Origin of the sequence: Paraburkholderia sediminicola (genome assembly GCF_046026895.1) — a bacterium.
GTDB lineage: Bacteria > Pseudomonadota > Gammaproteobacteria > Burkholderiales > Burkholderiaceae > Paraburkholderia > Paraburkholderia sediminicola_C.
This window is the reverse complement of the sequence record NZ_JAQQEU010000089.1, coordinates 1-26,813: the sequence shown is the minus strand read 5'-3', so window position 1 is coordinate 26,813 and position 26,813 is coordinate 1. Positions and strand designations below refer to the sequence as shown.

Here is a 26,813-nt window from a genome sequence, read left to right as displayed (position 1 = left end):
GCAACGGCGGTCAATTTCATGGGGCACGCGTTCTTTCCGTTGTCCTTGCTAACACTTCAGCGTAACAAACCCTTGACGCTGGTCGCATCCTCTCCATCGCGCCGATCGACCGGCGGCAACGCCATACGCACGAGACGGACTATCTCCAGCAGTGCGTCGTCCCGTTGCGGCCGCGCCGCAAGCTCGAGGATTCGCTCCAGGACTTGACGCCAATTGCCCTCGTCGGCCACGATAGCTGCGCGCAAATGACTGTCGAAGTCATCGATCATATTCAGCGCCGGGCGAACACCCTCCTGCAATACCGTAGTTTGAATTTCAGCACACTCATCCGCCAGCGCTTTGTAGCCGAACAAGGCCAGGGCCCCCCGCAGGGAGTGCAACTCCGCGAGTATCCGGGCAGCGTCACCGGCGTCGTACGCTGCATGGAGCACCGCCAGCGACGCCTCGCACGATTCCAGGAACGCCGCTCGCACCCGCTGCGGCAGTGCCCGCCCGCCCAGCACACCATCACGCTTACCATCGTGCCGCCCCGCTTCCACCGGCATGCCCGGCACGCCGGTCACCTCCGACAGCACCGCCGACAGCTCATCCAGTTGCAGCGGCTTGGTCAAAACCCGCGACATCCCGGCCGCTTCGCACCGCATTCGGTCCTCCGGCGTCGCACTCGCCGTCGCCGCTATGATCGGCATGTCCGGCCAGCGCGCCAGGGCCTGGCGCGCAAGTCCATAGCCGTCCAGCACCGGCATCGCCAGATCCGTCACCAGCACGTCGAAGCGTTGCCGCGACAGCCACTCCAGCGCCTGCTGCCCATCTTCCACCGCTTGCGGCTCGCAACCCAGCAGCTTCAATTGCTCTTCGAACAGTTGCCGGTTCACCGCGTTGTCTTCCGCCACGAGCACCTTCAACCGGCGCGAGAGCACCCGCTGCGTCTCGTTGCCCACTTCCAGCGGCTCGCCCTGCAACGTGTACCGTAGCGCCGCGGCCAGCCCCTTGAGCCCATAGCTCGACACCTTTACCACCCGTCCCGTCGCGACGGGATAGGCCGGACCTTCCGTACTGCAGTCGATCGTCCAGGACGACTCTTCCAGCAGGTCGCGCTCGTCATCCGCATGCCAGGTCCCGCGCTCGCCGCAGAGGATCAGCGTGTCCGCCTCCTCCAGCGTCTCTGGATCGAGTTGTGCCGGATGCCGGTACGCCTGCACCCTCAACCCCCATGCCTCCAGCGCTGCGGACGCATACGCGTGCCATGCGTCCGCATCTGCCACGAACAGCACCAGTTCGCCCGAGAAATGCGGCCTGTCCGACCCAGCGGCGGCTTCACGGTCCCCCAGCGGTACTCGCACCGTAAAGATGCTGCCCTTGCCAGGCTCACTGCGCACCGCGATCGTTCCGCCCATCGCAGCCGTCAGCCGGGCGCACAACGCCAGCCCCAGACCTGTGCCGCCAAAGCGCCGGCTGATCGTCGCATCGACCTGACTGAACGCCTGAAACAGCATCGCCTGCTGCTCGTGCGACATCCCGATCCCGCTGTCTTCCACTTCGATTACCAGCCAGTCGGCTTGATCGTCCTGAACGTCGCGACTGCCCTGATCGTTGTTGCCCGCCTGCACCGACAACCGCAACGTGACCCCGCCGCTGTCGGTAAACTTGATGGCGTTCGACAGCAGGTTGTTCATCACCTGGCCCAGCCGGTGCGGATCGCCCTGCATCGGCTGGGTCGCCGAGCTGCCGAACTCGCCCGACAACCTCAAGCCCTTCGCCCGGGCCACCGGTCCGAATATTGTCAGGGCCCGCGAGGCCACCTCCTGGGCGTCGAACACGATCCGCTCCAGCGTCATTTCGCCGGCCTCGATCTTCGAGAAATCCAGCACGTTACTGACGATCGCAAGCAACCCGTCCGACGAGCCGCGGATTGTCTTCACCCTGTCGCGCTGCAACGCATCAAGCTGCGAGTGCGACAGCAGTTCCAGATTTCCGAGGATCGCGTTCAGCGGCGTGCGGATCTCGTGGCTCATCGCCGCCAGGAACGCCGATTTCGCCGCGTTGGCCGAGTCGGCCGCCTGCTTCGCCTCTCGCAGTTGCCGCTCGAGGTTCTTTTCCGCTGTCACGTCCGTGAACGCCGTCACCAGCACGTCCTGCCCCTGGTAGCGCGCCGCCACCACACTCACCGAGAGGTCCATCGTCCCGCCTTCTCTTGTCGGGAGCGTGAGCGCCTCGTGAGTCACGTGTTTCGCCTCGCTTGCCCCGCCTCGCTGGCCATGACGGCGAACCGGTTCCGCCGACAGGGCTGGCGCCGGCACGACTACCCGCGCTGCCGTGTCGATCATCGTCGGGCTACTCAACAGCGGCTTTCCGCTCTCCATTGCAATCAGCCCCAGCCCGACCGGCGCCGTCTCAACCAGCGTCCGGCTCAGTTGCTCGCTTTCGAAGACCCGTTGTGATCGCGTCAGAACGGGCTGGAAGACGCGTCGATTGAACAGCAGAATGAGCGTCCACATCACCAGGATGATCATGCCCGTCGTTGCCGCCGTCACGCCCACCGCACCACTCACATCCTTCGCGATGGCACGCCACGGCTCGACAAAAACGAGTGTCGAGCCCGTCGTGCCGACTGGCCAGGCAAACAGCATGTGGCCATTGCGAAAGATTGCCCCCGTCGCATCGGAAATGCCCGCTGTACCCAAAAAGCGCGCGACCGTTATCGCCTGCGAGTCAACCGGATGGCCGGCCGCCGACGTGATCACCCGTCCGTCGTGCTCGAAAAACAAAAGCGCGCCGTCAGAGCCCGGCTTTCCCAGAGCAGCAGTGACAAGGGACACAGGCAACTCGCAAACAACGACGCCGAACGGCTTCTGCTTGTCGTCGAATACGGTCGCTACTGCCCGGATCGACGGATTGCCATTCAAAGGACTCTCGTAGGTGGGGAGCCAGCGCAGAGCGACGCCCCCGGTGCGGGGATCGCGCGACGGCCTCTCGTCCGGAGCAAGAAAATTGCCGTTGGGGCCGGTCAGTGCGGCTACAAGCGCGGCATGATCGGAAAGCAGCTTCGCCATCCGCGCATCACCGGGCCACGGCACCGCTACCAGCATCAACAGCCCATGATCGGGGGTGTACAACCACGAGTTGAGTACGCCACCGTTTCGCTCTGCCACGGCCGTCAACGCGCGACTCATCTGTTCAGCAAGCCGGATATAGCGGCTGACCGCCGCGGCGGGCGGGACTTCGAAAGATGCACCGACCAACGTCACGGGCACATGATCGGGCGCCTGCTGAAGACGAAGCGTCTGACCGTGGTGGCTGAATTGGTCGACAAGGGCTGGGGCGGCCCGTTCATCGGCCCTCCAGGCGACTTCGACGATCCGCAAATTGTTTTGAAAAATCGCGGCGTTGCGCGTGTACAGGGCGGAGAGCTGGTTTGCATTCAGCGACACTTCCCGATGCTGGACCATGATATAGGCCCGCAAGATGGATACCGCGTTGATGACGAACGCGGCCAGCACGACCACCGTGATCGCGGCCCCGCCGCCGAACATCAACAGATGTTGATAGCGGCGAAAGCGGTCCAGTACATTCCCTTGCGCGGATCGGGTCATGGATTCCAGAGGCGTCAACGCTTTTGCCGGCCCTTCCCCTACACAGCGTGGTTCAGGCGGCGGGTATTCAGTTGATTATACTCACCAGAAAATCCATGGCAGTTGATCAAGGTTCCTACTCCGAGCCGCGATAAATGGCTCACATGCTTGTCCCACCGGTTCGGCCCCACACGTCGCCCCAGAACCCATGGAGGCCAGCACTCCGTGATTAAGCAGCCGTGCGACTCGCACAGTACCATCAGAGAACCGCCTGGAATGTGAACGATTGTTTTGGGCCAGACCCCGCCGCCTCGGTCCAATTGGCCACTCATTGACAGTAGCGCCAATGACTTCAGGATGGTCCTCCTGCAGGTAGGGAATGCCAGCGCCAAGCTCTGCAGTCCTGAAGTCAATCCGCGTCTCGCAGCATGCCCGCGAAACCGCATTTCGGCATCCTCAGGCAATCCAGCCACCATCGACGGTCAGACTCTCACCCGTGGTGTAGCCCGCTTCGGGGCTCGCCAGATACGCTACCGCCGCCGCGATTTCTTCGGGCTTGCCGAAGCGGCCCACGCTGGCGAGCCGGGTCATCGTTGCGTGGTCTTCCGTCCCGGGCTGCGGAGACAGCTCTGTGTCGATCGGGCCGGGCTGGACCGCGTTGACGGTCACGCCGTACTTCCCTAGCTCGCGCGAAAGACCGCGTGTGAAGCCCCGAATGGCGAATTTCGATGCGATGTAAAGCGTTACGCCCGGCAGCGGCGCTGCTTCGCCGAAAGCGGAGCCCACATTGATAATGCGTCCCCAGCCCGTCTGGATCATGCGCTTTGCCGCATCCTTTGCCAGCTCGACCGGCGCCCGCACATTCAGATTGAAGTGCGTGTCATAGGACGTCTGCGACGACTCGAGGAACGGTCCGTATTCGACGGTGCCCGCATTGTTGACGAGAATATCGAGCCGCCCTTCGAACTTGCCGCCGAAGACGTCGCCCACCGCATCGATCAATGCCGTCACGCCTTCCGGCTTCGACAGATTGGCGCCCACTGCTTCGGCCTCGCCGCCCGCCTCGCGGATCGCCTTGACCACCGCCTCCGCGCGCTCCGGACTCGACGCGTAGTGGACGATGAGGGAGGCGCCCTCCCGCGCGAGACGGGTTGCGATGGCGGCGCCGATGCCGCGAGAAGCGCCGGTCACGAGTGCCAGTTTGCCTTTCAGAGCTTGAGTCATGATTACCTCGATAGTGAGTTTTCAAGGGGCCGTCAAATACCTGACGTAGGGACTAACGGACCGCTGCATGTGCGCCAATGCGTTCATGCATTGGTTGATGCGTATCGTCCGCTCGTGTCGGACTACGCGGTAGTCATCGGTGAGGAATAGGTGCTATTCCTGCGCGGCGCGCTTTTCCGAACCGGGGCACCTGGTTGCGATGCGAGTCATCGCCGCCGGGCTGCTTCGTTGCGGCCGCGAATGCGCCCATGCGTGACATGCCTGCACGGAATAGCTGTTATCGACGGCGGATGCCTTTTGCTGATGATCTGGAAGAGTCAACCTGTGGCTATCGCAAAGCCCCCAATGGCCTCGCTTACTCATGGAGATTCGCGATGGCACTGCAAGACCGACTCGACGCTTTCAAAGCCGACTTCGAGGCCGGCAAAGCGCCTTATCACGCACCGCCGGGAATCCACCCGCTCATGGAGCGCGCGACTGCTGAACTGATCGCGAGCGGTCAGGCGCGCCGCGCCATCAAGGCTGGCGACCGCGCACCCCGATTCACGCTGAAAGACCATAACGCCAACGACGTCTCGTCGGCCGATCTGCTCGCACGGGGCCCACTCGTCGTGACGTTCTATCGCGGCGTATGGTGTCCGTACTGCAACATCGAGCTTCAGGCGATCAACGAAGTCCTGCCGCGGATTCACGCCTACAGTGCGAATGTGCTCGCCATTTCGCCTCAGACGCCGGTTCATAGCCGCAAGTCGGTGCGCGAGAACAGGTTGGCTTTCCCGCTGCTGAGCGACCTCAACGGCGAGATCAGCGCAGCGTTCGGCCTGGGCTTTGCGCTGCCTGGCTATCTGGTCGACCCGTACAGGCGTCTGGGAAACGACCTCCCGGCGTTCAACGACGATCCCAGTTGGACTCTGCCTGTGCCTGCGCGTTACGTCATTGGGCGCGACGGTATCGTGCTGTACTCGGAAGTCAATGGTGACTACACGCGCCACGCCGATCCTGGCGACATGCTCGTGGTGCTCGAAAAGGCCACTGCGAAAGCGTGAGCGGATAACTTCGTGGCCGCAATCCTGCTGTTTTCTGAACCCAGCACATCAATCGGCAGAGGCGGATTCCGGGTCGATTGCGGTACCGCCATCGCGCCCACCAAGCAGGCGCTCGACGAAAGCGACGAAGGCGCGCGCCTTCGTCGTCGCCATGCGGCCGGATGGGAAGACTGCCCAGACGTCGATGGGCGGCAGCGTCCATTCGGTGAGAAACGCTTGCACAGTGCCGTCGGCGAGTTTGGGAGAGAACATCCATTCCGACGCGACGGCGAGCCCCATGTGCCCGAGCACCGCCGTGCGCATGCCCTCGGCGGCGCTCACGCTGACCCGGCCCGACACGACGACGGTGACCTCGGCGCCGTCGTCGCGGCTGAACGCCCACGACTCGCCGCCACCTCGCACCGAGTAGACGATTGCCTGGTGCCGGCTCAGGTCCGCCGGTGTCTTCGGCGTGCCGGCTTCTTCGAAATAGCGCGGCGTCCCGACAACCAGCCGCCGTCCTCGCAGGATGCGTCGCGCGGTCATCGTCGAGTCGTCGAGCGTGCCCATGCGCAGTGCCACGTCGACCCCCTGTTCGAGCAGATCGATCGAACGGTCGTCGAGGATGATGTCGATACTCAGTTTCGGATGCTGGTCGAGGAAGGTCTTGAGCGCGGGCAAAACATGCAGTCGCGCGAACGTGACGGCTGCACTGATCCGCAAGCGTCCGGAAAGACCATCCGACGATTGCCGCACCGCCTGTTCGGCCTGATCTGCCTCATCGATCGCATGGCGGGCGTGCTCGTAGAATCGCTGACCCGCATCGGTCGGCGTCAGGCCTCTCGTCGAACGGAGCAGGAGCCGCGCGCCGAGATGCTCCTCCAGTTGCGCAATCGACTTCGAAACCGCCGGCTGCCCCAGCTTCAGCCGGCGTGCGGCGGCAGAAAAGGAACCCGAGTCCACCACGGTTACGAACGTTTCCATCGCCGTCATGCGGTCCATGCGTTCCTCTCCTGCGACCTGTCTGTTGTCATCGGACAGCACAGTCTACCGAGCATCGGCTCCTGCTGTCGCCGGTGCCGGAAACACCGGCTGCCGCAGACGTCCTGGGGCACAACCACGCCTTGACGGAGCAGATTGGCGAACCTCCAGAACCGGGCCGGCTTCAGTCCCCCCTTTTCGACGCGGCTGTCGCAATCGAAGCTGCAACGTCGCGCAGCGCGTACATGGACGCCGACCGCCAACGAGAAAACAGAAGGCTGACAAGACCTCATCGGCGAACAGTGCTTCCGCTGACGAGCGGTTAGTACTAGCCTTGGAGATGGGGTAGAGCGGCGGACTGTCTGGCGAAAATTCCCGGAATCACATTCGCCGGTGATCTGTCGTCTCTACCGGTGCGCTGTCGCAACGGAGCGAGGTCCGATATGCAATTGTCCGCCGTCACAATCGTCAAGCCCGAAAGCACTAACTTCATCCTCGGGCAAACCCATTTCATCAAATCCGTCGAGGATATTCACGAGGCAATGGTCGGCACCGTGCCCGGCATAAAGTTCGGCCTGGCGTTTTGCGAGGCTTCCGGCAAGCGCCTCGTGCGCCAGTCCGGCACCGAGGCGAGCCTGATCGAGATGGCTTGCAAAAACGCAATGAGCGTCGCCGCGGGCCACAGCTTCTTTGTTTTTCTCGGGGACGGCTTTTACCCGGTCAACGTGCTGAACGCGCTCAAGGCCGTGCCCGAGGTATGCCGGATTTTCTGTGCGACAGCGAATCCCGTCGAGGTGTTGATTGCAGAGACGAATCAGGGCCGTGGCATCGTCGGTGTGATTGACGGATTTTCGCCGCTCGGCGTCGAAGGCGCGGAAGACGTGCAATGGCGCAAGGATCTGTTGCGCACGATCGGTTACAAGCTTTAGCGGCTATCAAGCGGATGCGGTCCCGCCTGCCGCACGGACTGCCCTACCAGGTTGGAGGCAGCGCTACATGGGCTTCGTATCACTGCGCGCAGCAATTAATGACCATGTCCAATGACCAACGTGTCGCCCCGAGCAACCATGGAAAATCGCCGCCTCACCCCAGGAACCCTATGGCCTGCCATGCTGCGCCAGGCCGGGCACGCACTGCGCTGCGGCGCGTTGCACCCGATCGAAACCTTCCAGGCGGTGATCGACAGTGGCGGCATCCGCTTTGTCGTGCGGCAAGTCTCCAGCCTGAGCCGCAAGGAGCAGCAGCGCCGGCAAACGCGAGGGCTTCACGGAGGCGAGCGCCCATCGGTGAATCCCTTCCTTCCCTACGACCCGGATCTCTTTGTCGCGGACATCTCGGACACGCATCTGGCTTTGCTCAACAAGTTCAATGTCATCGACAATCATCTGCTGATCATCACCCGCGCTTTCGAACCGCAGGAAGCGCTCCTCAATCTGGCCGACTTCGAGTCGCTGATGACCTGTATGGCCGAGTTCGACGGCATCGGCTTCTACAATGCAGGCGCTGCGGCCGGCGCGAGTCAGGCGCACAAGCATCTGCAAATCGTCCCGCTGCCACTCGGCGACTTTGAACCGGCGGTCCCCATGGAGCCCATTCTTGCATCCACGCTCGTCGATGGTCAGGCGCAACGCGTACCAGGCCTGCCATTCCGGCATGCGTTCGCGCGTCTCGAGCCCGGCACCTTGACCTCTGTGGATGCGGCGCAGTCGGCCCTCTCCTGCTATCGTGCGCTGCTCGAAGCGGTCGGCGTCCAACCGGTCGAGGTCGGCGGTGAGCTTCATCAATCGGCGCCCTACAACCTGCTCGTGACACACCGGTGGATGCTGCTCGTGCCAAGGTCGGAAGAACGTGTCGAGGGTGTATCGATCAACGCATTGGGATTCGCCGGATCGCTCTTCGTGCGCGACGCGGCGCAGATGAAGGTGATCGAGCAACTCGGTCCGATGGCCGCGCTGCAACGAGTCGCCCTGCCCGCGACCGCTCCGCGATAGCGCGTCGATGCGGCTGCCCCAGCCGCATAGACAGATCACTTGCCCGCCAATGGCGGGCTTCGGCCCGAAACGGTCTTCGATCCGGTCGTCTGCAGTCAATCTACGAGGTCGGCAAAATGGCCGATCTGCTACCCGAGGACGAGGACGGCGGAGAACTGTCGAGCGACGGCCGGGTGATGGAGATGCCCTCGGAGCACACGCTGGCGGGATGGCTCGAAGGCTATCTCCTTTCGGGGCGGCATGACTTCTTCCACACCTACGAGGCCTTCGCGCATGTCGTGGATTCGATGCTCAATCAGCACGCGAAATGGCTGGACGTCTGCAAGAACCATGTGCCGTGGCGCGCGCCGGTATCGTCGCAAAACATCGTGTTATCGCCGACCGTGTGGCGGCAGGATCACAACGGCTTCTCGCATCAGGACCCAGGCTTCATCGACCTCGTCACCAACAAGAGCCCATCCGTCACGCGCGTCTACCTTCCGCCGGACGCGAATACGCTGCTCGTGGTGGCCGACGAATGTCTGCGCTCGACTGACTGCATCAACATCATCGTGGCGGACGGGCAGAAGCACCTGCAGTTCACCACCATCGACGAAACGGTCGTGCACTGCGCGAAAGGGCTGGGCGTATGGCGGCGCGCGAGCAGCGACGAGGGCGAGGAACCGGACGTGGTGACGGCAGCGTGTGGCAACGTCGCCACTCAGGAAGCACTGGCGGCGACGGCAATTTTGCGCGAGCGGCTGCCCGAGTTCAAACTGAAATCTGATTCGAAAGCGCGCTGCCCGTCTCGAACTCCGTGACGCTTTGCAGCGTCGTTGCGCAGATCGTCGTTACCGCCTCGCGGGTGAGAAAAGCCTGGTGCCCCGTCACGATCACGTTCGGGAACGTGATGAGACGCTGGAGTATGTCGTCGGTGATGATGGTGTCGGACAGGTCGCGGAAGAACAGGTTCGCCTCCTGTTCGTACACATCGATCGCAAGGCCGCCCAACTGCCCGCTCCTCAGCGCCGCGATGACCGCCTCGGTGTCGATGAGGGCGCCACGGCTCGTGTTGATGAGGAGCGCGCCGGGCTTCGCGCGCGCGAGCGTATCGGCGTCGATGATGTGATAGGTGTCGGGCGTGAGCGGGCAGTGCAACGAGATGATGTCCGCGCGCTCGCCGATTTCCCCCGGCAGCGCGTAACGCGCGCCCAGCGCCTCGAATTCCGGCGACGGAAACCTGTCGTAGCCGATCACGTCGCAGCCGAATCCCACCATGATCTTGCTGAAGACCCGGCCGATCTTCCCCGTGCCGATCACGGCGACCGTCTTGCCGCACAGGTCGAAGCCCATCAGACCGTCGAGCGAAAAATTGAAGTCGCGCGTGCGATTGTAGGCGCGGTGAACCTTGCGGTTGATCGCCATCAGCAAGGCGACGGCATGCTCGGCCACCGAATTCGGCGAGTAGTCCACCACCCGCACCACCTTGATCCCGAGGTCCTCCGCGGCTTTCAGATCGACGTTGTTGAAGCCGGTGCAGCGCAGCGCGACGAGCTTCGTGCCGCCCCGCCCGAGCGCCTGCAGCACCGCGGCATCCGCCCGGTCATTGACGAAGATGCACACGGCGCCGTGCCCCGCGGCGAGGCCGACCGTCTCGATGTCGAGGGGAACGTCGAAGTACTGGAGGCGATGGCGGTGCGCCGCATTCGCGGCATTCAGATACTCGCGGTCGTAGGGCTTCGCGCTGAAGACGGCTATGTCCATCGTGTGCCTCCGTGGCTGGTCGAGGTTGAGGGATTCGGCGGCGGCGTGCTACGCGCACGCCAGCAGCGCGGCGATCTGCAGGGCAGCGCAGGTGAGCGCCCCGTTGTGGCGCTCGCGGCCCAAGGCGGCGGTCTCGATGAGCCTGGGCGACGGCCGCACGATATTGGGTTTGAGCAGTGCGCTAAGGACATACAGAAAGACGATCGGCCCCGCGACGCCGACCGGATACGCGGCGCCGGAGCGCACGGTGGGGCCGCCGCTCTTCATCGCGACCATCGCCGCTTGCCGCTTCACGCCGGGAAGCGGCACCCACGCGGCCGTCAAAAACAACGTAAAGCGCTGCTGGCTTTCAAGCGAGGTCCTAACTGCATCCATGGCGGTTCCTTTCGAGGCGCGAGGAGGCAACGGCGAATGGAATCGCCGCTCCTGAAACGCCACATACCCGCTTGACGCCCGCCCGGTCATACCGGCTGGGATTAAAGCTTCCCGATCGTCTGAAGGTGAATTTCCAATGTAGGTTCAAAAACATCGAAGGACAATGCGACCATGGTCCGATGCCGTGACAGCGGGCGCCAATGACTGTTTGCGGCGCGCGTGCCGGCACCCTCTTTCCCTCGGAATTGCCCGCAACGAAGCCGGTCTGTCTCAACCGGCAAGCTCCCCACGCCGATCAGTTCACAAACGGAACTCGACGCAACGCGAGCGCATTAATTCGGTCAGCGAATCACCAAGTCGTTGCCTATGATTGAGCTAGGCTGGCCTCAGTCCTCCGCAGCGCAACTCCCCGGCAAGCCCAGGGTTTTACCCTAACCCAATCGAATCCCCTGAGCTTATGGCCATCCGCGACAGCGAAGACCGGGCTCGCGGCGCTCGGATCGAAATGTTTCAACCGGGCGTCAAACAAAAGGAGTCGCGCAGATGAAAGCCCCTCACCCTCCAATACGCATCGAGTTGGCGGCGCCGCTCTCGGGCGTGATGGTGCCGCTTGCAACCGTGCCCGATCCGGTCTTCGCGCAGAAGATGGTCGGCGACGGCGTATCGATCGACCCGATCTCGGACGAGCTGCTCTCCCCGCTGCCCGGCAAGGTCACGCAACTGCATCGCGCGAACCACGCCGCGACGATTACCGGAGATAACGGGCTCGAGGTGTTGCTGCACATCGGGCTCGATACGGTGATGCTGCGCGGCGAAGGCTTCACTCCGCTGGTCAAGGAAGGCGATACCGTCGTGACTGGCCAGCCGCTGATCCGTTTCGATCCACTCGTTGTCGGGGCGAAGGCGGCAAGCCTGCTCACGCAGATGGTGATCGCCAACGGCGATCTCGTCACGCGCTATGTGCCCGCGACAGGACTCGTCACCGCGGGCAAGGACACGGCGCTGTCTGTCGAACTCGTCGCCGGCAGCGAGCCCGTGGTAGACACGGGCAGCGCGGCGGGCGCGATCGTCTCCGGCGAAGTCGCCCTGCCGAATCCCGCAGGCCTGCACGCGCGGCCCGCCGCCGTGGTGGCCGTCGAAGCGAAAAAGTACAAGTCCGACATCCGCCTGCTGCGCGGCGGCGACAGTGCGAACGCCAAGTCGGTCGTGGCGCTGATGGGGCTCGCGACGAAGTTCGGTGACAAGGTCCGCGTCCAGGCGGCCGGTCCCGATGCGGGCGAAGCCGCCGCCGCGGTTGCGCGCTTGCTGGCAGCCGGTTCGGGCGAGAAGCCCGGCGACGCCCCCGCTGCCGCAACTGCCGCCGGGTCGCCCGCTCCAGTCGCCGCCACGCGCGCGGCCCCCGCCGACGCCAATGAACTGGCCGGCGTGTCGGCCTCGCCCGGGCTCGCGGTCGGCAAGATCGTGCAGTTCCGCCAGGAAGTCATCGACGTCGCGGAAGCGGGCGAATCGCCGCAGCGCGAACGTGCGCGGCTCGAATCGGCCCGGCACGAAGCGCGTCAGCAGATCGAGGGGGTCAAAGCCAGGCTCACCGATCCCTCGAAGGCGCAAATCCTCGACGCGCACCTCGAACTGCTCGAAGACCCCGATCTTAGCGACCTGGCCATCGGCGCGATCAGCGAAGGCAAGAGCGCGGGCTTCGCGTGGCGCGCCGCTTTCGAGACGCAGGCGCGCTCGCTCGATGCGCTCGACAATCCGCTCTTGCGCGAACGCGCCGGCGACATCCGCGATGTCGGCCGCCGCGTGCTGGCGCTGCTTGCCGGCGTGAAGCAGGCGCAGATTGCAGTGTCTGCCGATTCGATCCTGATCGCCGAGGAGCTGTCGCCGTCCGACACCGCCTCACTCGATCGCAGCAAGGTGGTCGGCTTCTGCACGACGACCGGCGGCGCCACGAGTCACGTCGCGATCCTCGCGCGCTCGCTGGGTATCCCGGCGATTTGCGGCATCGACGAAGAAGCGCTCCAGCTTCCCGATGGCACGCTCGTCGTGCTCGATGGCACGCATGGCAGCTTGCGGCGCAATCCGAGCGCCGCGGAGCTCGATCAAGCGCGCGAACGTATCGGGCGCCAGACGGCAAAGCGCGAAGAAGAGAAGCTTGCCGCCAGCAAGCTTGCCGTGACGGCCGACGGTCATCGCGTCGAGGTGGCCGCGAACATCCGCAATGCGCAGGAAGCGCGTGATGCAGTGGCGGCCGGCGCCGAAGGGGTGGGCCTGCTGCGCTCCGAGTTCCTGTTCGACAACCGCGACACCGCGCCGTCCGAAGATGAGCAGGCCGCGCAATACTGCGCGGTGGCCGAAGCGCTCGGCCGCGAACGTCCGCTCGTGGTCCGCACGCTCGATGTCGGCGGCGACAAGCCGCTCTCCTACCTGCCGCTGCCCGAGGAAGACAACCCCTTCCTCGGCCTGCGCGGCGTGCGCGTGAGCCTCGACCGCCCGGACATCTTCCGCACGCAACTGCGGGCGATCTTGCGCGCCGCCTCCATCGGCAATCTGCATGTGATGTTTCCGATGGTCGCCGCGATCGAGGAAGTGCGCGCGGCCAGAAAGATCCTGCTGGAAGAGGCCGGCGATCGCGCGAGCAGCGTCAAGGTCGGCGTGATGATCGAAGTGCCGTCTGCCGCGCTGATCGCCGAGCCGCTTGCGCGCGAAGTCGATTTCTTCTCGATCGGTACCAACGATCTGACGCAATACACGCTCGCGATGGACCGCGGGCATCCGAAGCTCGCGAAGCAAGCCGACGCGCTGCACCCGGCGGTGCTGCGCCTGATCGGCATGACGGTCGACGGCGCGCACAAGCATGGCAAATGGGTCGGCGTTTGCGGCGGCATCGCGTCGGATGCGATGGCCGTGCCCATACTCGTCGGCCTCGGCGTCGACGAACTCTCGGTCAGCATTCCGGCGGTCGGGTCCATCAAGGCCCAGCTCGCGAGGATCACGCTGGACGAAGCGCGCAAGCTCGCCGCCAGCGTGCTGCAACTCGGCACCGCTGCCGAAGTCCGCGCCCTCCTAACCCCCTATGCCGAATAAGCTGGCCAGCGGGAGACCACCATGTTCAAGAACGCGTTCGGAGTCGTGCAGAAGGTCGGCAAATCGCTGATGCTGCCCGTCGCGGTGCTACCCGTGGCCGGACTGTTGCTCGGCTTGGGCGCGACCGACTTCCACGGTTACGTGCCGCTCATCGTGCTCGCGCTCATGAAGAACGCAGGCGACGTGATCTTCGGCAACCTGCCGTTGATCTTCGCGATCGGCGTTGCGCTGGGCTTCACCGAGAACGATGGCGTTTCAGGCGTCGCCGCGACAATCGGCTACCTCGTCATGACGGCGACCCTGGGCGTGATCGCCAAGGCGGAAGGCGTCGAGCCCGACATGATCATGGGCATTCCGTCGATCCAGACCGGCGTGTTCGGCGGCATCCTGGCGGGCGGCCTGGCGGCATGGATGTTCAACCGCTACTACAGGATCGCGCTGCCGGCCTATCTCGGCTTCTTCGCGGGCAAGCGCTTCGTGCCGATCGTGACGGCGATCGGCGCAATCGTGCTCGGCGGGATCCTGTCCATCGTGTGGCCGCCGATCGGCAGCGCAATCAAGGCGTTTTCACAGTGGGCGGCGGTTTCGGATCCGCGCACCGCGGCGACGGTCTACGGCTTCGTCGAGCGTCTGCTGATTCCGTTCGGTCTGCATCACATCTGGAACGTGCCGTTCTTCTTCGAGGCGGGCAGCTTCATGGACCCGACGACCGGCAAGGTGGTTCACGGCGACATCGGCCGTTTCTTCGCGGGCGATCGCACCGCCGGCATCCTGGCGGGCGCGTTCCTGTTCAAGATGTTCGGCCTGCCGGCCGCTGCGATCGCAATCTGGCACTGCGCCAAGCCGGAGAACAAGGTCGCCGTCGGGGGCATCATGGTCTCGGCCGCGCTGACTTCGTTCCTCACCGGCATCACCGAGCCGATCGAGTTCGCCTTCCTTTTCGTTGCTCCGGTCCTTTACTTCATCCACGCGTGCCTCGCGGCGTCGGCGCAGTTCGTTGCCAACACCCTCGGCATGCGCATGGGGTTCACTTTCTCGCAGGGCGGTATCGACTTCCTGATGTTCAACCTGATCGGCAACAAGGCGACTCACGCCTGGTACGTCTTGATCCTCGGTCCGATCTACGCCGTCATCTATTACAGCGTGTTCCGCTTCGTGATAACCCGCTTCAACCTCAAGACACCGGGCCGCGAGGACGACACTGTCGAAGCGGCAGTAGTCGGCACGAGCGGGGTTGGCGGACGTTCGCGCGATCTCGTGCTCGCCTTCGGCGGCCGTTCCAACATCAAGAGCCTGGACGCCTGCATCACGCGTCTGCGCATCACGGTGGACAATCCGGCGCTCGTCGACGACGGCAAGCTCAAGGCGCTCGGTGCAGCGGGCGTGGTGCGCGTCGGTAACGGCGTGCAGGCGATCTTCGGGCCGCTGTCGGAGAACATGAAGACCGACATGCAGGAGTACCTGAAAACGGCGGGCAGCGAAGCTGAACTCGCGCCGGTGGGTACGCCTGCTGCTGAGGCCGCGGCTCCGCTTGCAGCCGCGGCGATTCCAGCGCAAAGCCCGACCCAGCAGACGGCGCGCGCGGAAAAGATCCGCGCGGCGCTCGGCGGCGCCGCCAACATCCAGAAGCTCGAAGCGCTTGCCGCCACGCGGCTGCGCGTCGTGCTGTCCGACGCGTCGCGGCTCGACACCGCCGCGCTGAAGGCAGCCGGCGTCCCCGCGACGCAATCGTTCAGCAGCGGCGAGCTAGACCTGATCGTCGGACTGGAGGCGGAAAGCCTGGCTGGCGCAATGCGATAAGCGCCGACAATCAACCCTGGCTATTGAGGATGCCTGCGTTCGTCCAGGCGGAAAAGGGTGCGAGAAGATGGTTTGCCTGAGCATTGAAGGACGCCAACTCGAGGCCCCGGCGAATTGCTCGATCCTGCAGGCCTTCGTGCATGCAGGGCAGACGCTCGTCGAGGGCGTCGGCTGCATGGGCCAGGGGGTATGCGGCTCATGCCGCGTCATGGTCCGGCGCAGCGGCGAGCAGGAGGTGAAGACTGCGCTTGCCTGCGAGACTCTGATCGAAGACGGTATGCAAGTCGCGTTCCTCGATTACTTCACGGCTTCGGCACGTCACGTGTACCGCATCGACGACATCCGCGACAGCTGGCAGACCTTGCGCACGATCTCCGAAATATTCCCTGAAGCCTCTCACTGTCGCCACTGCAACGGCTGCGATCGCGCGTGTCCGAAGGGACTGGATGTGCAGCGCGGCGTGAATCTCGCGGTGGACGGCAAGCTGGCCGCGTCGAGCGAGGTGTTCGACGAATGTGTCATGTGTAATCTCTGCACGCTCGCCTGCCCCGAACATATCAGGCCGAATCATCTCGGCCTGTTCGTGCGAAGAATGATTGCAGCGCTGTCGCTGCGGCCGGCCAATCTCATGCGGCGGCTGCAGCAGATCGAAAGCGGTGAGATGAAGATCGATTTCGATGCGCCGGGCGCGCAGCCGCCGCGCTGACCGGATCGAAAGATCATGCCCGTCTGCATTCCTTACGAAGCCGCACGCGAACGCTATCGTCCCGGTTTAACGCCCTTGGTACGCAGCGATGACGCGTCCGTCGATGAACTGCTCAAGGGCTACCATCCCGACCACGGGTCCAATGCGCACGTTCCACTAAGCGTCGGGGTCGACCGCGGCGCGCCTTGTCAGCAGGATCTTGCCCGCTATCTTCAAGCCAATGCGCTGATCGACGACGTCGACATCGCCGGCGCGCAGCTCGTGACCACCGATGTGCTTGTCATCGGCGGCGGCGGCGGCGGATGCGCGGCGGCGCTCACCGCGGCAAAGCAAGGTGCGCGGGTGATACTCGCGACCAAGCTGCGGCTGGGTGACAGCAACACCGTGATGGCCGAAGGCGGAATCCAGGCCGCCATCGGAGAGGACGACAGCCCCCAACTGCACTTCGAGGACACGCTGCGCGCCGGGCATTTCTGCGGCGAACCCGAACTCGTAGCGCAGATGGTGATGGACGGCCCCGATGTGATTCGCTGGCTGATCCAGCTCGGCATGATGTTCGACCTGGAAGAAGACCAGCCCATGGGCGGCAACCTGCTGCGCAAAAAGCCCGGCGGGGCGTCGGCCGCGCGCATTCTCTCCTATCGGGACTACACCGGCCTGGAGATGATGCGCGTGCTGCGCGAGGCGGTGGATCTCGATCCTGGCATCGACGTGTGGAACCGCTGCCCCGTCGTCGAATTGCTGTCCGATGAGCGGGGGCGCTGCGCCGGGGCCGTGATTTACAACCTGGAATGGCGCACCTTCTCGCTGGTGCGCGCGCATGCCGTGATCCTCGCCACCGGCGGCGCCGGGCGGCTGCACCTCAATGCCTTTCCGACGTCCAACCACTACGGCGCCACCGCCGACGGACTCGTCCTCGCCTATCGAATCGGCGCGCACCTGCGCGAGCTCGACTCGTTCCAGTATCACCCCACCGGCATCGCGTATCCGCCCCACCTGGCGGGCGGACTCATCTCGGAAGCCGCGCGCTCCGCTGGCGCGAGGCTGATCAACGGCGAAGGCGAGCGCTTCGTGGACGAACTCAAGCCGCGTGACATCGTGGCTTCGGCGATCCTGCGCGAATGTGCGCAAGGGCGCGGAATCGAACGCGATGGGCAGATCGGCGTATTCCTCGACACCCCGACGCTCGAACTGGAAAACCCCGGCATTCTGGAAAAACGTCTCGTGACGCTGCGCCATCTCGCGCACAAGTGCGGTCACGATGCGGCGCAGGAGCCCTTCCTCGTCTACCCGACCCTGCACTACCAGAACGGCGGCGTGGCGATCGACAAGGACGGCGCCACGAGCGTCCCCGGCCTGTATTGCGTCGGCGAGGTCACGGGCGGCATTCACGGACGCAACCGGCTGATGGGCAACGCGCTGCTCGACATCCTGAGCATGGGGAGGCGTGCCGGAGACACGGCGGCGCAATCGCGGGGACGCTTCGTGGCGAGCCGTGCCGGCATCGGCCACGTTCACGCGTGGCAACGGCAACTGACTTTGGCCGGGCTGCCCCTGCACGTGAAGGCACCGCAGCTCTTTCCGGACTACGCTCATTTCGATCTGCGGGTCGATGCCGGCTTGCGCCCGAGCGCGCGCGGGGATGCGCCGAGCGGCATCCGCTAATGCGATCCACGGAGCGCGACGATGGAACAGCTTAGTCAGGTTCTTCTGAGAGACGATATCCGGGTCGGCGCGGACCTCGATGCGTGGCTTGCGCGCGGTGGCGGAGACGGACTCGCCAAGGCGCTGCAGGACCCGGAGGCCATCATCGCCGAAATCGCCGACGCGGATTTGCGCGGTATGGGCGGCGCCGGGTTTGCGACGCATCGCAAATGGACGCCGGTCGCCGCCGCCCGTGAAGGCGACAAATACATCATCTGCAATGGCAACGAAGACGAGCCCGGCACGTTCAAGGACCGCTTTCTGCTGGAGCACACGCCGCATCAGGTGATCGAGGGCGCGCTCATCGCCGCGGTGGCGACCCGTGCGAATCACGTGTTCCTCTACATCAACCCGCATCAGCCGCTCTGCCTCGCAGCGACACGTCAAGCGGTGCAGCAGTGGCAACAGCACGCGTTGTTCGTCGCAGTCGAGCGGCTGGTCGGCGGCCCGGTCGCACTGCGCGTCGTGCCGAGTTCGGGCCTGTACATCGGCGGCGAGGAAACCGCCGTGATCGCCAGCGTGGAAGGCGGGTTTCCGTTTCCACGCCGCAAACCGCCTTTCCCTGCCGAGGTGGGCGTGCATGGCGCGCCGACCATCGTCAACAACACCGAAACACTCGCGCACGTACCGGGAATTTTGCGTCATGGCGCGCAGTGGTACCGCGACCTCGGCATAGGGAACGCGGCCGGAACCAAGCTCTACTCGCTCTCGGGCGACGTCCTGCATCCCGGTCTGTACGAATTGCCCATGGGCACGAGCCTCGCGTCGCTCGTCTTTCAGCACGGCGGCGGAATGTTGCTAGGCAAGGAATTCAAGGCGGTCTTCACGGGCGGCCCGTCCAACACCCTGCTGACGAAGCGCGACCTCGACGTTGCGCTGGATTTCGACTCGGTGCGGCAACGCCGTTCGCGTCTCGGCACCGGTGCGATGATCGTCGTGTCGCAAGGCACCAGCATCGTCCGCAAAGTCGCCGAGTATGTGAGCTTCTTTGCCCAGGGTTCGTGCGGACAGTGCCCGCCTTGCAAGGGCGGGACCTTTCAGCTGATGCGGCTCCTCAATCGGCTCGACACTGGACGCGCTGTGCGCGCTGATCTCGAAGCGTTGGAGAACTTATGCCGTATCCTTCCTGGCAGCGGACGCTGCGGTCTGATCGACGGCGCGGTGACCGTGGTGGAGAGTTCCGTCAACCAGTTCCGGGAAGAGTATGAGGCGCTTTTGATGGGATAGGTTTTGACGCCAATGCCGACGGCGAGGTTCATGCGGAATCAGCAGCAGCCCGGCCGGATGCGTCATGTTCGGACAGCGTGTCATGTCGACACGGCCCTAGGTTTTGCATATCGCCGGAACCGCCACATCACCCCTCTTCGAGAACGACGACACTGCGCGCTTGCACGGTACATGGGCCGCTTTCGACGCTCGCGTCGTCGACGCGCGAAACGATATCGCGCGGCGGTGCGGCTGCGGTATCGACAATGCGCCGCCACTGCCGCTTTCCTTCGAGGACGGGAAGCGCAACCACACGCGCGACATCGCCCATGTTGAACACCACATTCAGCAGCGGCTCGCCGGGTGCTTTCCCGGCGAGCGTGAAAGCGAGCAGACGGCCCTCGGGATCGCCAAATTCAGGTGCGTGCAAGCGCTCGCCATGCCACGCGACATCGGGATGCATCTGCCCGCTAGAAGGAAGCCCGGTTAAGAAACGCCGGTGCCGCAGGCTCGCATGTCGCTTGCGCAACGCGATGAGCTCACGCGTGAAGCGCTGCATTCTGCAAGCTCGATCCGAAAACCGCCAGTCTATCCACGACAGCGCGTTGTCCTGGCAATAGGCGTTGTTGTTTCCGTGCTGGCTTCGCAGGAACTCGTCGCCTGCCAGGATCATCGGCACACCTTGGCTCAGGAGCAGGATCGCCATGAAGTTACTAGCCTGACGATGGCGCAGTTCGATGATCTGCGCATCATCTGTCGCGCCTTCGGCGCCGCAATTCCATGACAGGTTGTCGTTGCTGCCGTCCCGGTTGTCCTCTCCATTGTCCTCATTGTGCTTGGCGTTATAGCCGACGAGATCGCTCAGCGTGAAGCCGTCGTGGCATGTAACGAAATTGATGCTGTTGAACGGCAGCCTCCCGTCGTCCTGATAGAGATCGGCGCTTCCGGCCACACACGTGGCGACCTGCCCCACGAGTCCGGGATCACCTCGCACAAAACGGCGGATCACATCGCGGAAGCGTCCGTTCCATTCCGCCCATGCCATGCCGGGAAAGGCCCCCAGATGATTGAGGCCGGCCGCATCCCACGCCTCCGCGATCAGCGACACGCGCGACAGCGTGGGCGACGACTCGATCGCCCACGGCAGCGGAGGCACCGTCATCAATTCGCCGCGCGGGCCGCGTGCGAAGACGCTCGCGAGGTCGAACCGGAAGCCGTCGACGCCCAGTTCACGCACCCAGTATTCGAGGCACTGCACGATGAACGCGCACACCAGCGGATGACTGCAGTTCACCGTATTGCCGCAGCCCGTATAGTCGCGGTAAGGCTGGCCGGCGCCCGGATCGAAATGGTAGAAGAGGTCGTTCGCGAGAACCTTGAAGTTGATCACCGGGCCGGTCGTGCCGGCTTCCGCCGTGTGATTGAACACCACGTCGAGCAGTACGAAGATACCCGCCGCATGCAAGGCGTCGACGAGCGAGCGGAACTCCTGCGGTGCAAGCGCGGGTTCGACACAGTAGCGCGGGTGCGCGCTATAAAAGCTATGGGTGCTGTATCCCCAGTAGTTGCGCAAGCCCTTCGCAGCGACTACGGGTGGAACGTCCTGCTCGTCGAAAGCCATCACCGGCATCAGTTCCACATGAGTCACGCCGAGATGCTGCAGATAGGGGATTTTTTCGATCAGACCCGCGAACGTGCCGGGATATCCAACACCGCTCGAAGGATGACGGGTAAAGCCGCCGACGTGCAGTTCGTAGATGATCGCGTCGTCCAGCGTGCGGAGGGTCGCTGCGTCGGGCGTGCGGACCGGTTCGGTGACGATCGCCCTCATTGACGCGCGACCGGTGTGGGCCGGATCCGCGGAGCGCTGTCGGTTCCAGAGGCGATCGCTCACTGCGTGCGCGTGAGGATCGAGAAGCTCCCTGCGGCCAGCGGATTCGTCGCTGATCTGCGGCAACGCATGCGGGCCATGCGCGCGCCAGGTGTAAGAACAGTGCAACGGCAGATCTTCCACCAACACATGCCAGAAGAAAAACGTGCGATTGGTCTCGGGCGCGAGCGAAATCACCTGAAACGGCTCCGGACTGTCCGGACCGGCGTAAAGGAGAAGCTCGACTTCCGTTGCGTGGCGGCAGAACACGCAGAAGTTGACGCCGCCGGACACGAGCGTCGCGCCAAGCGGGAATCTCGAACCCGGCTGCAATGGATAGCTGCGTTCCATCGCGGCTTTATGGCTCGGCAGGGTTGACTTGCATCGCTCGGGCGTCCCAGATGCGCACGCAGTACAGGCGGATCGCACGACCGGAAGACAAAGGCTTCGAGCGAGCCTGCCACACGGTGCCCACGCGTTCCACCTCGTGCCGGAACACGGCGTTGCGATTTTCGCTCGACGCGCTCTCTGCCTCGCGAGCGGTGTTGATTGTGGGGACATCGTTCATGATTGTTCCCTCGCGTTGCTCCGGCGCGGACGCCAGCAGCGCAAGACCAGTCGGCGATTTCGACTCGCCCGCCATCCGGCTGACCCTTTCGAACAGTCTGCGGCTTCGCCGTTGTATTGATCAAGTCCCGCCGGTTCGTCTTTTTTTATTGCCTATAGGCCTCTCGTGCACTATGCAATGATATGTTGAGCAATGAAGTTTTCAAGAAAATCCCCGCGGCTGCGTCGACAACTCACTGGCCAATAGGGCTATCGAAGCTTCATTGTTTCAGGCGCAGCGAATACGTTTGACAGCAACTCACGCCTGCATTCGTTCATCAAGCCGTGGGGCAATTCAGAACGGAGGCTGCCAGGCCCGATCACCGATAGCGGAGTACTTCCATGCTTAACCGACTTGCATTCCTGACCGTGTGTACCGCGGTGTTGGTACTCATGGCTTGTACCGAGCCGTATCGACAGGTCGAGGCTGGCGCCGACCAGTCCGCACTCGTTGCCCGCCTGGGTCCCCCCAAGGAAACCTACGATCTGCCGAACGGCGGCAAGCGCCTGATGTGGCCGACTCAACCCATGGGTATGACGACAACCGCAGCCGACATCGACGCTTCCGGCAAAGTGCTAAGTGTTCGGCAAGTACTTCGGGACAACGAGTTCTTTCGGGCGGAAGTGGGAAAGTGGACTCGGAACGACGTGCTCGTCAACTTTGGCCGCCCTTTCGAAACCGCCTACTTCAAGCGAATGAACAGAGAGGTGTGGTCGTACCGTTACGTGGAGAACAACATCGAACATCTGATATACAACTTTTACTTCGACGATCAGGGGGTCCTACGACAAACGCAGAGATCGCCCGATCCACAATTCGATCCAAGCCAGCGCAAACTGTTCTAGCGAGAGCAGCCGGAGCGTTCCGCATGCGCTGACCGCTGCGCACGTCGAAACTTTGCGTATTGCGAAGACGACTGAATACGCCCGATTTCGCCGTCACCGAGAGAGCGCAGCGTTGCTGTTTGCTCGCCTCGAGCGCACACCGAACCTCGGCCTTATGCGACCGCGTGGGCCATTGCGCAATGTTGGCAACCTTCACTCCACGCCGAGCGCGCGCCGACAACCGCACGGCATGTAATGTCCCGACAATACATCTTTCGAAACTCCATCGGATCGCCTATTTTTATTCGTGCGATTTCGTTTCGTTTACAAACCACGAATGTGAGCGTCCATGAGCGTCTTCGCGGCGTAAGGCGTTGTCCCGTCTTCGAATCTTTTCATTCATCGACACGATCAATGGATCGTTCAGGGACGAATGTCTGAACCTGCACTGGTTCGCATCGCTTGCCGAGGCCAGACGCGAGATCGAAGCATGGCGTCGCGACCACAATGAGAGTCGGCCTCACATGGCGCTCAACGAGCTGACGCCGGGCGAATTCGCCCGGCAATTCCGCCTTCAACCTGAAATCGGAGGCGGTCTAAACGTGGAACACTAACTCCGGGACCTGTCCAGGAAATCCGAGCAGTTCAGCAGCGTAACGTGACACTCGCTCTGCTGCCCAGCTTCTGAGAAGCATGTAACCGCTCTGTGTTTCTCCGGGCACCACGGGACAACAAAACACTCAGAACCGGACCTTGAGGGTACCCTGCACGCTCTGGCTGGTGGTGCCACTGCCAAACTGGCCGCCATAGGTCACGACGAGCGACGCTTTGGGCGTGATCTGAAAATCCAGCCCCGCCTCGATGAGGGCGGCGTTGCGCGCGATCGGCACCCCAGCGACGACGAAGGGACTGCCGCCCGCGAATGCCAGCGTCGATGTCGGCACCACGTTGCCGAATGCATGCCGCCATCCCAGCGTGCCGCTTGCTGTCACCACCGTCCGGTTGCCTAATGCGAAATCGATCGCTCCTCTCACGCCCACCGCCGTGAAGGTCGAATTCGTGCTGCCACCTTCGCCGGCCAGTGCGGCCGCGCCACCCTGCTCGTTGACGCTGCCGGTATGCAGGTTGACGTAGGCAACGCTGGCGAACGGTTCGAGCGCGACCTGCTGCACAGCCATCCGGTAGCCAATATCGCCGAATACCTGCACGGTGTGAGCGTTGTAGCTGTCTTTCAGGTTGTCCGCATAGCCGGCAAACGCTGGCAAGCGGGTGGTGTTGATCGAATGCCATGTGTAGGCCGCGCCCGCCCGGACACCCACGTTGCCCCATTGCGTGCCACCATAGAGACCCACATGATAGTTGTCGCTGCCAGCCGAAGAACTGCGGTCGTCGACATTGAAGCTCCCACCGCTATAGCCGGCCAGCACACCCACCCGCCATTGCTGCGCGATTGTCGTGTCCGCGCCCACCAGGAACCCGCCGAGGTTTTGCCGCAAGGTCGCCGCATTGCCGTCGCCGTTCACGTGCCCCCACGCGCCCAAAACATGCGCCCACGCCATGGGCTCGGTCTGGTGTGCTGCGCACTCGTCATTAGCAGTGGAGGCAGGGGCAGCCGGGGCCGTCAGGCGTGCGCTCGCGATCGGATTCGCGGCAGCCGGCATGCAGAAGCTTTGCCGTACGCGATCGACCGCGACGTCACGAATGTACCGGCTGTCTTCTACCAGTGCCGTCTTGATCGAGGCGTGGATCTCGCCGGAAAGCTGGTTGAAGGCCCCGCGCGCCTCGGCATCGGTCGCCAGCGCGGTGACCGCGTTCTTGACCGGGTTCCCGTCAGGCAGATTCTGCAGGGCCCCGGCGGTGGCGATCTCATTGGGCGTCTGGGCTGCATCGACAAAGTTGCGGACCCGGACGGCGCTCAGATACACGTTGTTGGGGTCGTAGATGTCGGTCAGGGCATAGAACGCGCCGCTGACATCTCCAGTGAGGGTATAGGTACCGCTCACGCCGCCAGTGGCGGTGAGCACGGTGTAGTTCGAGTTCGCCGAATACGCGCCGGGAACGATCTTGACGACGTCGAGGGTGGCGCCGGGGGCCAGCGTGGCCGCGCCGTTGACCCGGATCAGGTCGGAGGCGGTGCTGCCGGGGTCCACCTGCACCTGGTAGGTGGACCCCGTGGTCTGGGCGAACGGACCGTTGACGGCGAGCGTACCGATGGAATTGCCCGGAGCGACTGTGCCGCCTGAGAGGATGGAAGTCCGGCCGATCGTACCGTTGCCGCCCAGGACGGCGCCGTTCTGGACAGTCACCGCGGAGTTGGCGAGGGATCCATTCACGGCGAGGCGCCCGGCCGCCACGGTGGTGGCCCCGGAGAGCGTGCCGGTGCCAGTCAGGTTGAGGGAGCCGGCGCCTGACTTGGTGAAGGTGCCGGTGCCGTTGATCGGATTGGCAAAGCTCGCATCGGTGGGCTGATTGATCACGAGTGAGGCATTGTCAAGCATGGCGCCGCTGCCGAAGCTGGTCGCGGAACCGCTCAGGGTGCCGGCCGAGATCGTGGTGCCGCCCGCGTAGGTATTGACGCCCGACAGCGTCAGGGTCGCCGCGCCGGTCTTGGCCAGACTGCCCGCGCCACTGATCGTGCCGGCAAACGCCGTATTCGTTGCCTCGTTGTTGGCCGTCAGCGTGGCCGAACCGAGTGTGATGCTGCCGGTGCCCGACAGGTCGTTAGCGAGCTGCGGGAACCCGTTCAGGGCCAATGTCGCGCCACTGTTCACAGTCACCGCCGAGCTCGTGGCGAAGGTGTTGGCAATCCCGGTCGCCAGGGTGCCGCCATTGATGATCGTCTGACCGGTGTAAGTATTGGGTGCCGACAGCGTCAGCGTGCCCGCGCCATTCTTGGTCAGGTCCGTGCCGCTCCAGCCGGTGGCCGACGCGGCCTGGTTGGACAGCGCCACGTCGACATTGAACGTGTCCGACCCATTGGCCAGCGTAAACACGCCGTTGCCGAGTGTCGCGCCCGCCTGCCAGGTCAGGCCGAAGCCGACGTCGTAATTCAGGTTACTGGCTGTCCTGCGGCCCGCCAGCGTCAAATAATCCACCTTGCTCGCGGCACCGCCAAGACTGACCGAACTGAAGCCGCCGGTGATCCCCCCGGTCGTATGGACGACCGTGAATTCGGTGCCGGTCAGCGCACTCGCGGACGTCGGCGCGCTGGCCGAGAAGCCAGTAACGCTAAGGTCGCCGTCCAGCGCTGCGGTTCCCGCCGTGATGATCGGGTTATTGGAGCCCAGCGTCACATCCAGCGCCGAGCCAGCGGCCTGCGTGAACGCACCGGTCAGCGCCAGTTGCGAGGCGCCGCCTACGGCCGTGGTCGCGCCGCTCTGCGTCGCGTAGCCCGTCGCGTTGAACAGGCCGGTCTGGCCGAACTGCAACGTTCCCTGCTGGACGTCAACACTGCCCACATTCGAGCCGGTTCCGCTCAGGGTGACCGTGCTGGTTCCGGTCTTCTGCACGAGGCCCGTGCCGGTGAGCGTGTTGGCCAGACTGCCGTTGGCGGTAAAGCCCAGGTCAAGGGTGGCATTGTCGGTCACTGCACCCGTGCCCAGGGCCGAACCGTTGGTCGCCGTGAGGGTGCCGGCCGCGATCGTCGTTCCGCCACTATAGGTGTTGGCGCCGGACAGGGTCAGGGTGCCGGGACCGGTCTTGGTGACACTGCCGGTGCCGGACACCAGGCCGGCGAAGGTGGTGCTTCCGGTGTTATTGGCGGTCATCACCGCCGAACCCAGACTCACCGTACCGGCACCGGACAGCCCGTTGATGATCTGGTTGAAGCCGTTCAGCGCCAGGGTCGCTCCTGAGGCCACGGTGACCGCACTGCTGTCGGCCATTGTATTGGCGATGCCTGCCGTCAACGTTCCCGCATCGATCAGGGTGGGACCGGTATAGGTATTGACGGCTGACAGGAGCAGATTGCCCGCCCCTTCCTTCGTCAACGTGGTGCCATCCCAGCCCGTGGCCGACGCGGACTCATTGGCGAGAGCAAGGTCCACATTGAACGACGAGGTCGGCGCCGCCAGCGTAAAGATGCCGTTGCCGAGCGTCGCA

Annotated in this window: 17 protein-coding genes and 2 pseudogenes; 11 read left to right on the top strand and 8 right to left on the bottom strand. The window is 63.9% G+C overall.

Annotation, left to right across the window (positions count from 1 at the left end):
• Nucleotides 1–56: 56 nt before the first annotated feature.
• Both PQR02_RS34845 and PQR02_RS34840 read right to left on the bottom strand, forming a co-directional pair.
• Nucleotides 57–3,593 (bottom strand): ATP-binding protein, encoded by a 3,537-nt coding sequence (locus tag PQR02_RS34845; RefSeq protein ID WP_408242379.1) that lies wholly within the window; start codon nt 3,591–3,593, stop codon nt 57–59.
• Between the two features lie 435 nt (nt 3,594–4,028).
• A complete protein-coding gene (locus PQR02_RS34840; RefSeq protein ID WP_408242377.1) occupies nt 4,029–4,796 on the bottom strand; it encodes an SDR family NAD(P)-dependent oxidoreductase in 768 nt (255 codons plus the stop codon).
• Nucleotides 4,797–5,170: 374 nt separating this feature from the next.
• Between PQR02_RS34840 and PQR02_RS34835 the strand changes: the two genes are divergently transcribed.
• Nucleotides 5,171–5,842 (top strand): peroxiredoxin-like family protein, encoded by a 672-nt coding sequence (locus PQR02_RS34835; RefSeq protein WP_408242375.1) that lies wholly within the window; start codon nt 5,171–5,173, stop codon nt 5,840–5,842.
• A 48-nt stretch (nt 5,843–5,890) separates the two neighbouring features.
• Here PQR02_RS34835 and PQR02_RS34830 read toward each other — a convergent pair whose 3' ends face one another.
• Nucleotides 5,891–6,823, bottom strand: a complete 933-nt coding sequence (locus PQR02_RS34830) for a LysR family transcriptional regulator (protein ID WP_408242373.1) — start codon at nt 6,821–6,823, stop codon at nt 5,891–5,893.
• A 422-nt stretch (nt 6,824–7,245) separates the two neighbouring features.
• On the opposite strand from PQR02_RS34830, the gene PQR02_RS34825 reads away from it, so the two are divergent.
• The 3 genes and pseudogenes from PQR02_RS34825 to PQR02_RS34815 all read left to right on the top strand — a co-directional run.
• Entirely contained in the window at nt 7,246–7,731 is a 486-nt protein-coding gene (locus PQR02_RS34825) for an adenosine-specific kinase (protein WP_408242371.1), read from the top strand.
• 138 nt (nt 7,732–7,869) lie between these two features.
• Nucleotides 7,870–8,793: an ATP adenylyltransferase family protein gene (locus PQR02_RS34820; protein ID WP_408242381.1), complete on the top strand. Its 924-nt coding sequence runs from the start codon at nt 7,870–7,872 to the stop codon at nt 8,791–8,793.
• Nucleotides 8,676–9,554 (top strand): annotated as a pseudogene (locus PQR02_RS34815) (phosphoketolase family protein); the annotation flags it as partial. The gene PQR02_RS34820 and the pseudogene PQR02_RS34815, both read left to right, overlap by 118 nt.
• Here the strand turns inward: PQR02_RS34815 and PQR02_RS34810 are convergent.
• Together PQR02_RS34810 and PQR02_RS34805 are read right to left on the bottom strand one after the other, a co-directional pair.
• Nucleotides 9,544–10,536 carry a 2-hydroxyacid dehydrogenase gene (locus PQR02_RS34810; RefSeq protein WP_408242369.1) on the bottom strand — a complete coding sequence of 331 codons (993 nt, stop codon included), beginning with the start codon at nt 10,534–10,536 and terminating at the stop codon, nt 9,544–9,546. The pseudogene PQR02_RS34815 and the gene PQR02_RS34810 sit on opposite strands and share 11 nt — an antisense overlap.
• A gap of 48 nt (nt 10,537–10,584) precedes the next feature.
• Nucleotides 10,585–10,911, bottom strand: a complete 327-nt coding sequence (locus tag PQR02_RS34805; protein WP_408242367.1) for a hypothetical protein — start codon at nt 10,909–10,911, stop codon at nt 10,585–10,587.
• Between the two features lie 543 nt (nt 10,912–11,454).
• Here PQR02_RS34805 and ptsP point away from each other — a divergent pair.
• The 5 genes from ptsP (at nt 11,455) to PQR02_RS34780 (ending at nt 19,432) form a co-directional block, all read left to right on the top strand.
• On the top strand, nt 11,455–13,995 hold the full coding sequence (gene ptsP / locus PQR02_RS34800) for a phosphoenolpyruvate--protein phosphotransferase (RefSeq protein ID WP_408242365.1): 2,541 nt from the start codon (nt 11,455–11,457) through the stop codon (nt 13,993–13,995).
• Between the two features lie 21 nt (nt 13,996–14,016).
• Entirely contained in the window at nt 14,017–15,795 is a 1,779-nt protein-coding gene (gene ptsG, locus PQR02_RS34795) for a PTS glucose transporter subunit IIBC (protein WP_408242363.1), read from the top strand.
• Between the two features lie 67 nt (nt 15,796–15,862).
• Nucleotides 15,863–16,501 (top strand): 4Fe-4S dicluster domain-containing protein, encoded by a 639-nt coding sequence (locus PQR02_RS34790; RefSeq protein WP_408242361.1) that lies wholly within the window; start codon nt 15,863–15,865, stop codon nt 16,499–16,501.
• A 15-nt stretch (nt 16,502–16,516) separates the two neighbouring features.
• On the top strand, nt 16,517–18,166 hold the full coding sequence (locus PQR02_RS34785) for an FAD-binding protein (protein ID WP_408242359.1): 1,650 nt from the start codon (nt 16,517–16,519) through the stop codon (nt 18,164–18,166).
• Nucleotides 18,167–18,187: 21 nt separating this feature from the next.
• Nucleotides 18,188–19,432, top strand: a complete 1,245-nt coding sequence (locus tag PQR02_RS34780) for a complex I 51 kDa subunit family protein (protein ID WP_408242357.1) — start codon at nt 18,188–18,190, stop codon at nt 19,430–19,432.
• Nucleotides 19,433–19,559: 127 nt separating this feature from the next.
• Here the strand turns inward: PQR02_RS34780 and PQR02_RS34775 are convergent, their stop codons facing one another.
• Together PQR02_RS34775 and PQR02_RS34770 are read right to left on the bottom strand one after the other, a co-directional pair.
• Nucleotides 19,560–21,632: a glycogen debranching protein gene (locus tag PQR02_RS34775; RefSeq protein ID WP_408242355.1), complete on the bottom strand. Its 2,073-nt coding sequence runs from the start codon at nt 21,630–21,632 to the stop codon at nt 19,560–19,562.
• Nucleotides 21,633–21,639: 7 nt separating this feature from the next.
• Nucleotides 21,640–21,849, bottom strand: coding sequence for a hypothetical protein (locus PQR02_RS34770; protein ID WP_408242353.1), 210 nt, complete (start codon nt 21,847–21,849; stop codon nt 21,640–21,642).
• Nucleotides 21,850–22,229: 380 nt separating this feature from the next.
• Between PQR02_RS34770 and PQR02_RS34765 the strand changes: the two genes are divergently transcribed.
• Together PQR02_RS34765 and PQR02_RS34760 are read left to right on the top strand one after the other, a co-directional pair.
• Nucleotides 22,230–22,733: a hypothetical protein gene (locus tag PQR02_RS34765; protein ID WP_408242351.1), complete on the top strand. Its 504-nt coding sequence runs from the start codon at nt 22,230–22,232 to the stop codon at nt 22,731–22,733.
• A gap of 374 nt (nt 22,734–23,107) precedes the next feature.
• Nucleotides 23,108–23,326 (top strand): annotated as a pseudogene (locus PQR02_RS34760) (integrase core domain-containing protein); the annotation flags it as partial.
• 126 nt (nt 23,327–23,452) lie between these two features.
• Here PQR02_RS34760 and PQR02_RS34755 read toward each other — a convergent pair.
• On the bottom strand, nt 23,453–26,813 hold a 3,361-nt coding region (locus PQR02_RS34755; protein ID WP_408242349.1), incomplete at its 5' end, for an autotransporter outer membrane beta-barrel domain-containing protein.

Coding starts and splice junctions, on each gene's coding strand:
- PQR02_RS34830 (WP_408242373.1), bottom strand. CDS start 6,823: ATGGACCGCATGACGGCGATGGAAACGTTCGTAACCGTGGTGGACTCG.
- PQR02_RS34805 (WP_408242367.1), bottom strand. CDS start 10,911: ATGGATGCAGTTAGGACCTCGCTTGAAAGCCAGCAGCGCTTTACGTTG.
- PQR02_RS34790 (WP_408242361.1), top strand. CDS start 15,863: ATGGTTTGCCTGAGCATTGAAGGACGCCAACTCGAGGCCCCGGCGAAT.
- PQR02_RS34845 (WP_408242379.1), bottom strand. CDS start 3,593: ATGACCCGATCCGCGCAAGGGAATGTACTGGACCGCTTTCGCCGCTAT.
- PQR02_RS34780 (WP_408242357.1), top strand. CDS start 18,188: ATGGAACAGCTTAGTCAGGTTCTTCTGAGAGACGATATCCGGGTCGGC.
- PQR02_RS34820 (WP_408242381.1), top strand. CDS start 7,870: ATGGAAAATCGCCGCCTCACCCCAGGAACCCTATGGCCTGCCATGCTG.
- PQR02_RS34775 (WP_408242355.1), bottom strand. CDS start 21,632: ATGGAACGCAGCTATCCATTGCAGCCGGGTTCGAGATTCCCGCTTGGC.
- PQR02_RS34765 (WP_408242351.1), top strand. CDS start 22,230: ATGCTTAACCGACTTGCATTCCTGACCGTGTGTACCGCGGTGTTGGTA.
- ptsG (WP_408242363.1), top strand. CDS start 14,017: ATGTTCAAGAACGCGTTCGGAGTCGTGCAGAAGGTCGGCAAATCGCTG.
- PQR02_RS34785 (WP_408242359.1), top strand. CDS start 16,517: ATGCCCGTCTGCATTCCTTACGAAGCCGCACGCGAACGCTATCGTCCC.
- PQR02_RS34840 (WP_408242377.1), bottom strand. CDS start 4,796: ATGACTCAAGCTCTGAAAGGCAAACTGGCACTCGTGACCGGCGCTTCT.
- PQR02_RS34810 (WP_408242369.1), bottom strand. CDS start 10,536: ATGGACATAGCCGTCTTCAGCGCGAAGCCCTACGACCGCGAGTATCTG.
- PQR02_RS34825 (WP_408242371.1), top strand. CDS start 7,246: ATGCAATTGTCCGCCGTCACAATCGTCAAGCCCGAAAGCACTAACTTC.
- ptsP (WP_408242365.1), top strand. CDS start 11,455: ATGAAAGCCCCTCACCCTCCAATACGCATCGAGTTGGCGGCGCCGCTC.
- PQR02_RS34835 (WP_408242375.1), top strand. CDS start 5,171: ATGGCACTGCAAGACCGACTCGACGCTTTCAAAGCCGACTTCGAGGCC.
- PQR02_RS34770 (WP_408242353.1), bottom strand. CDS start 21,849: ATGAACGATGTCCCCACAATCAACACCGCTCGCGAGGCAGAGAGCGCG.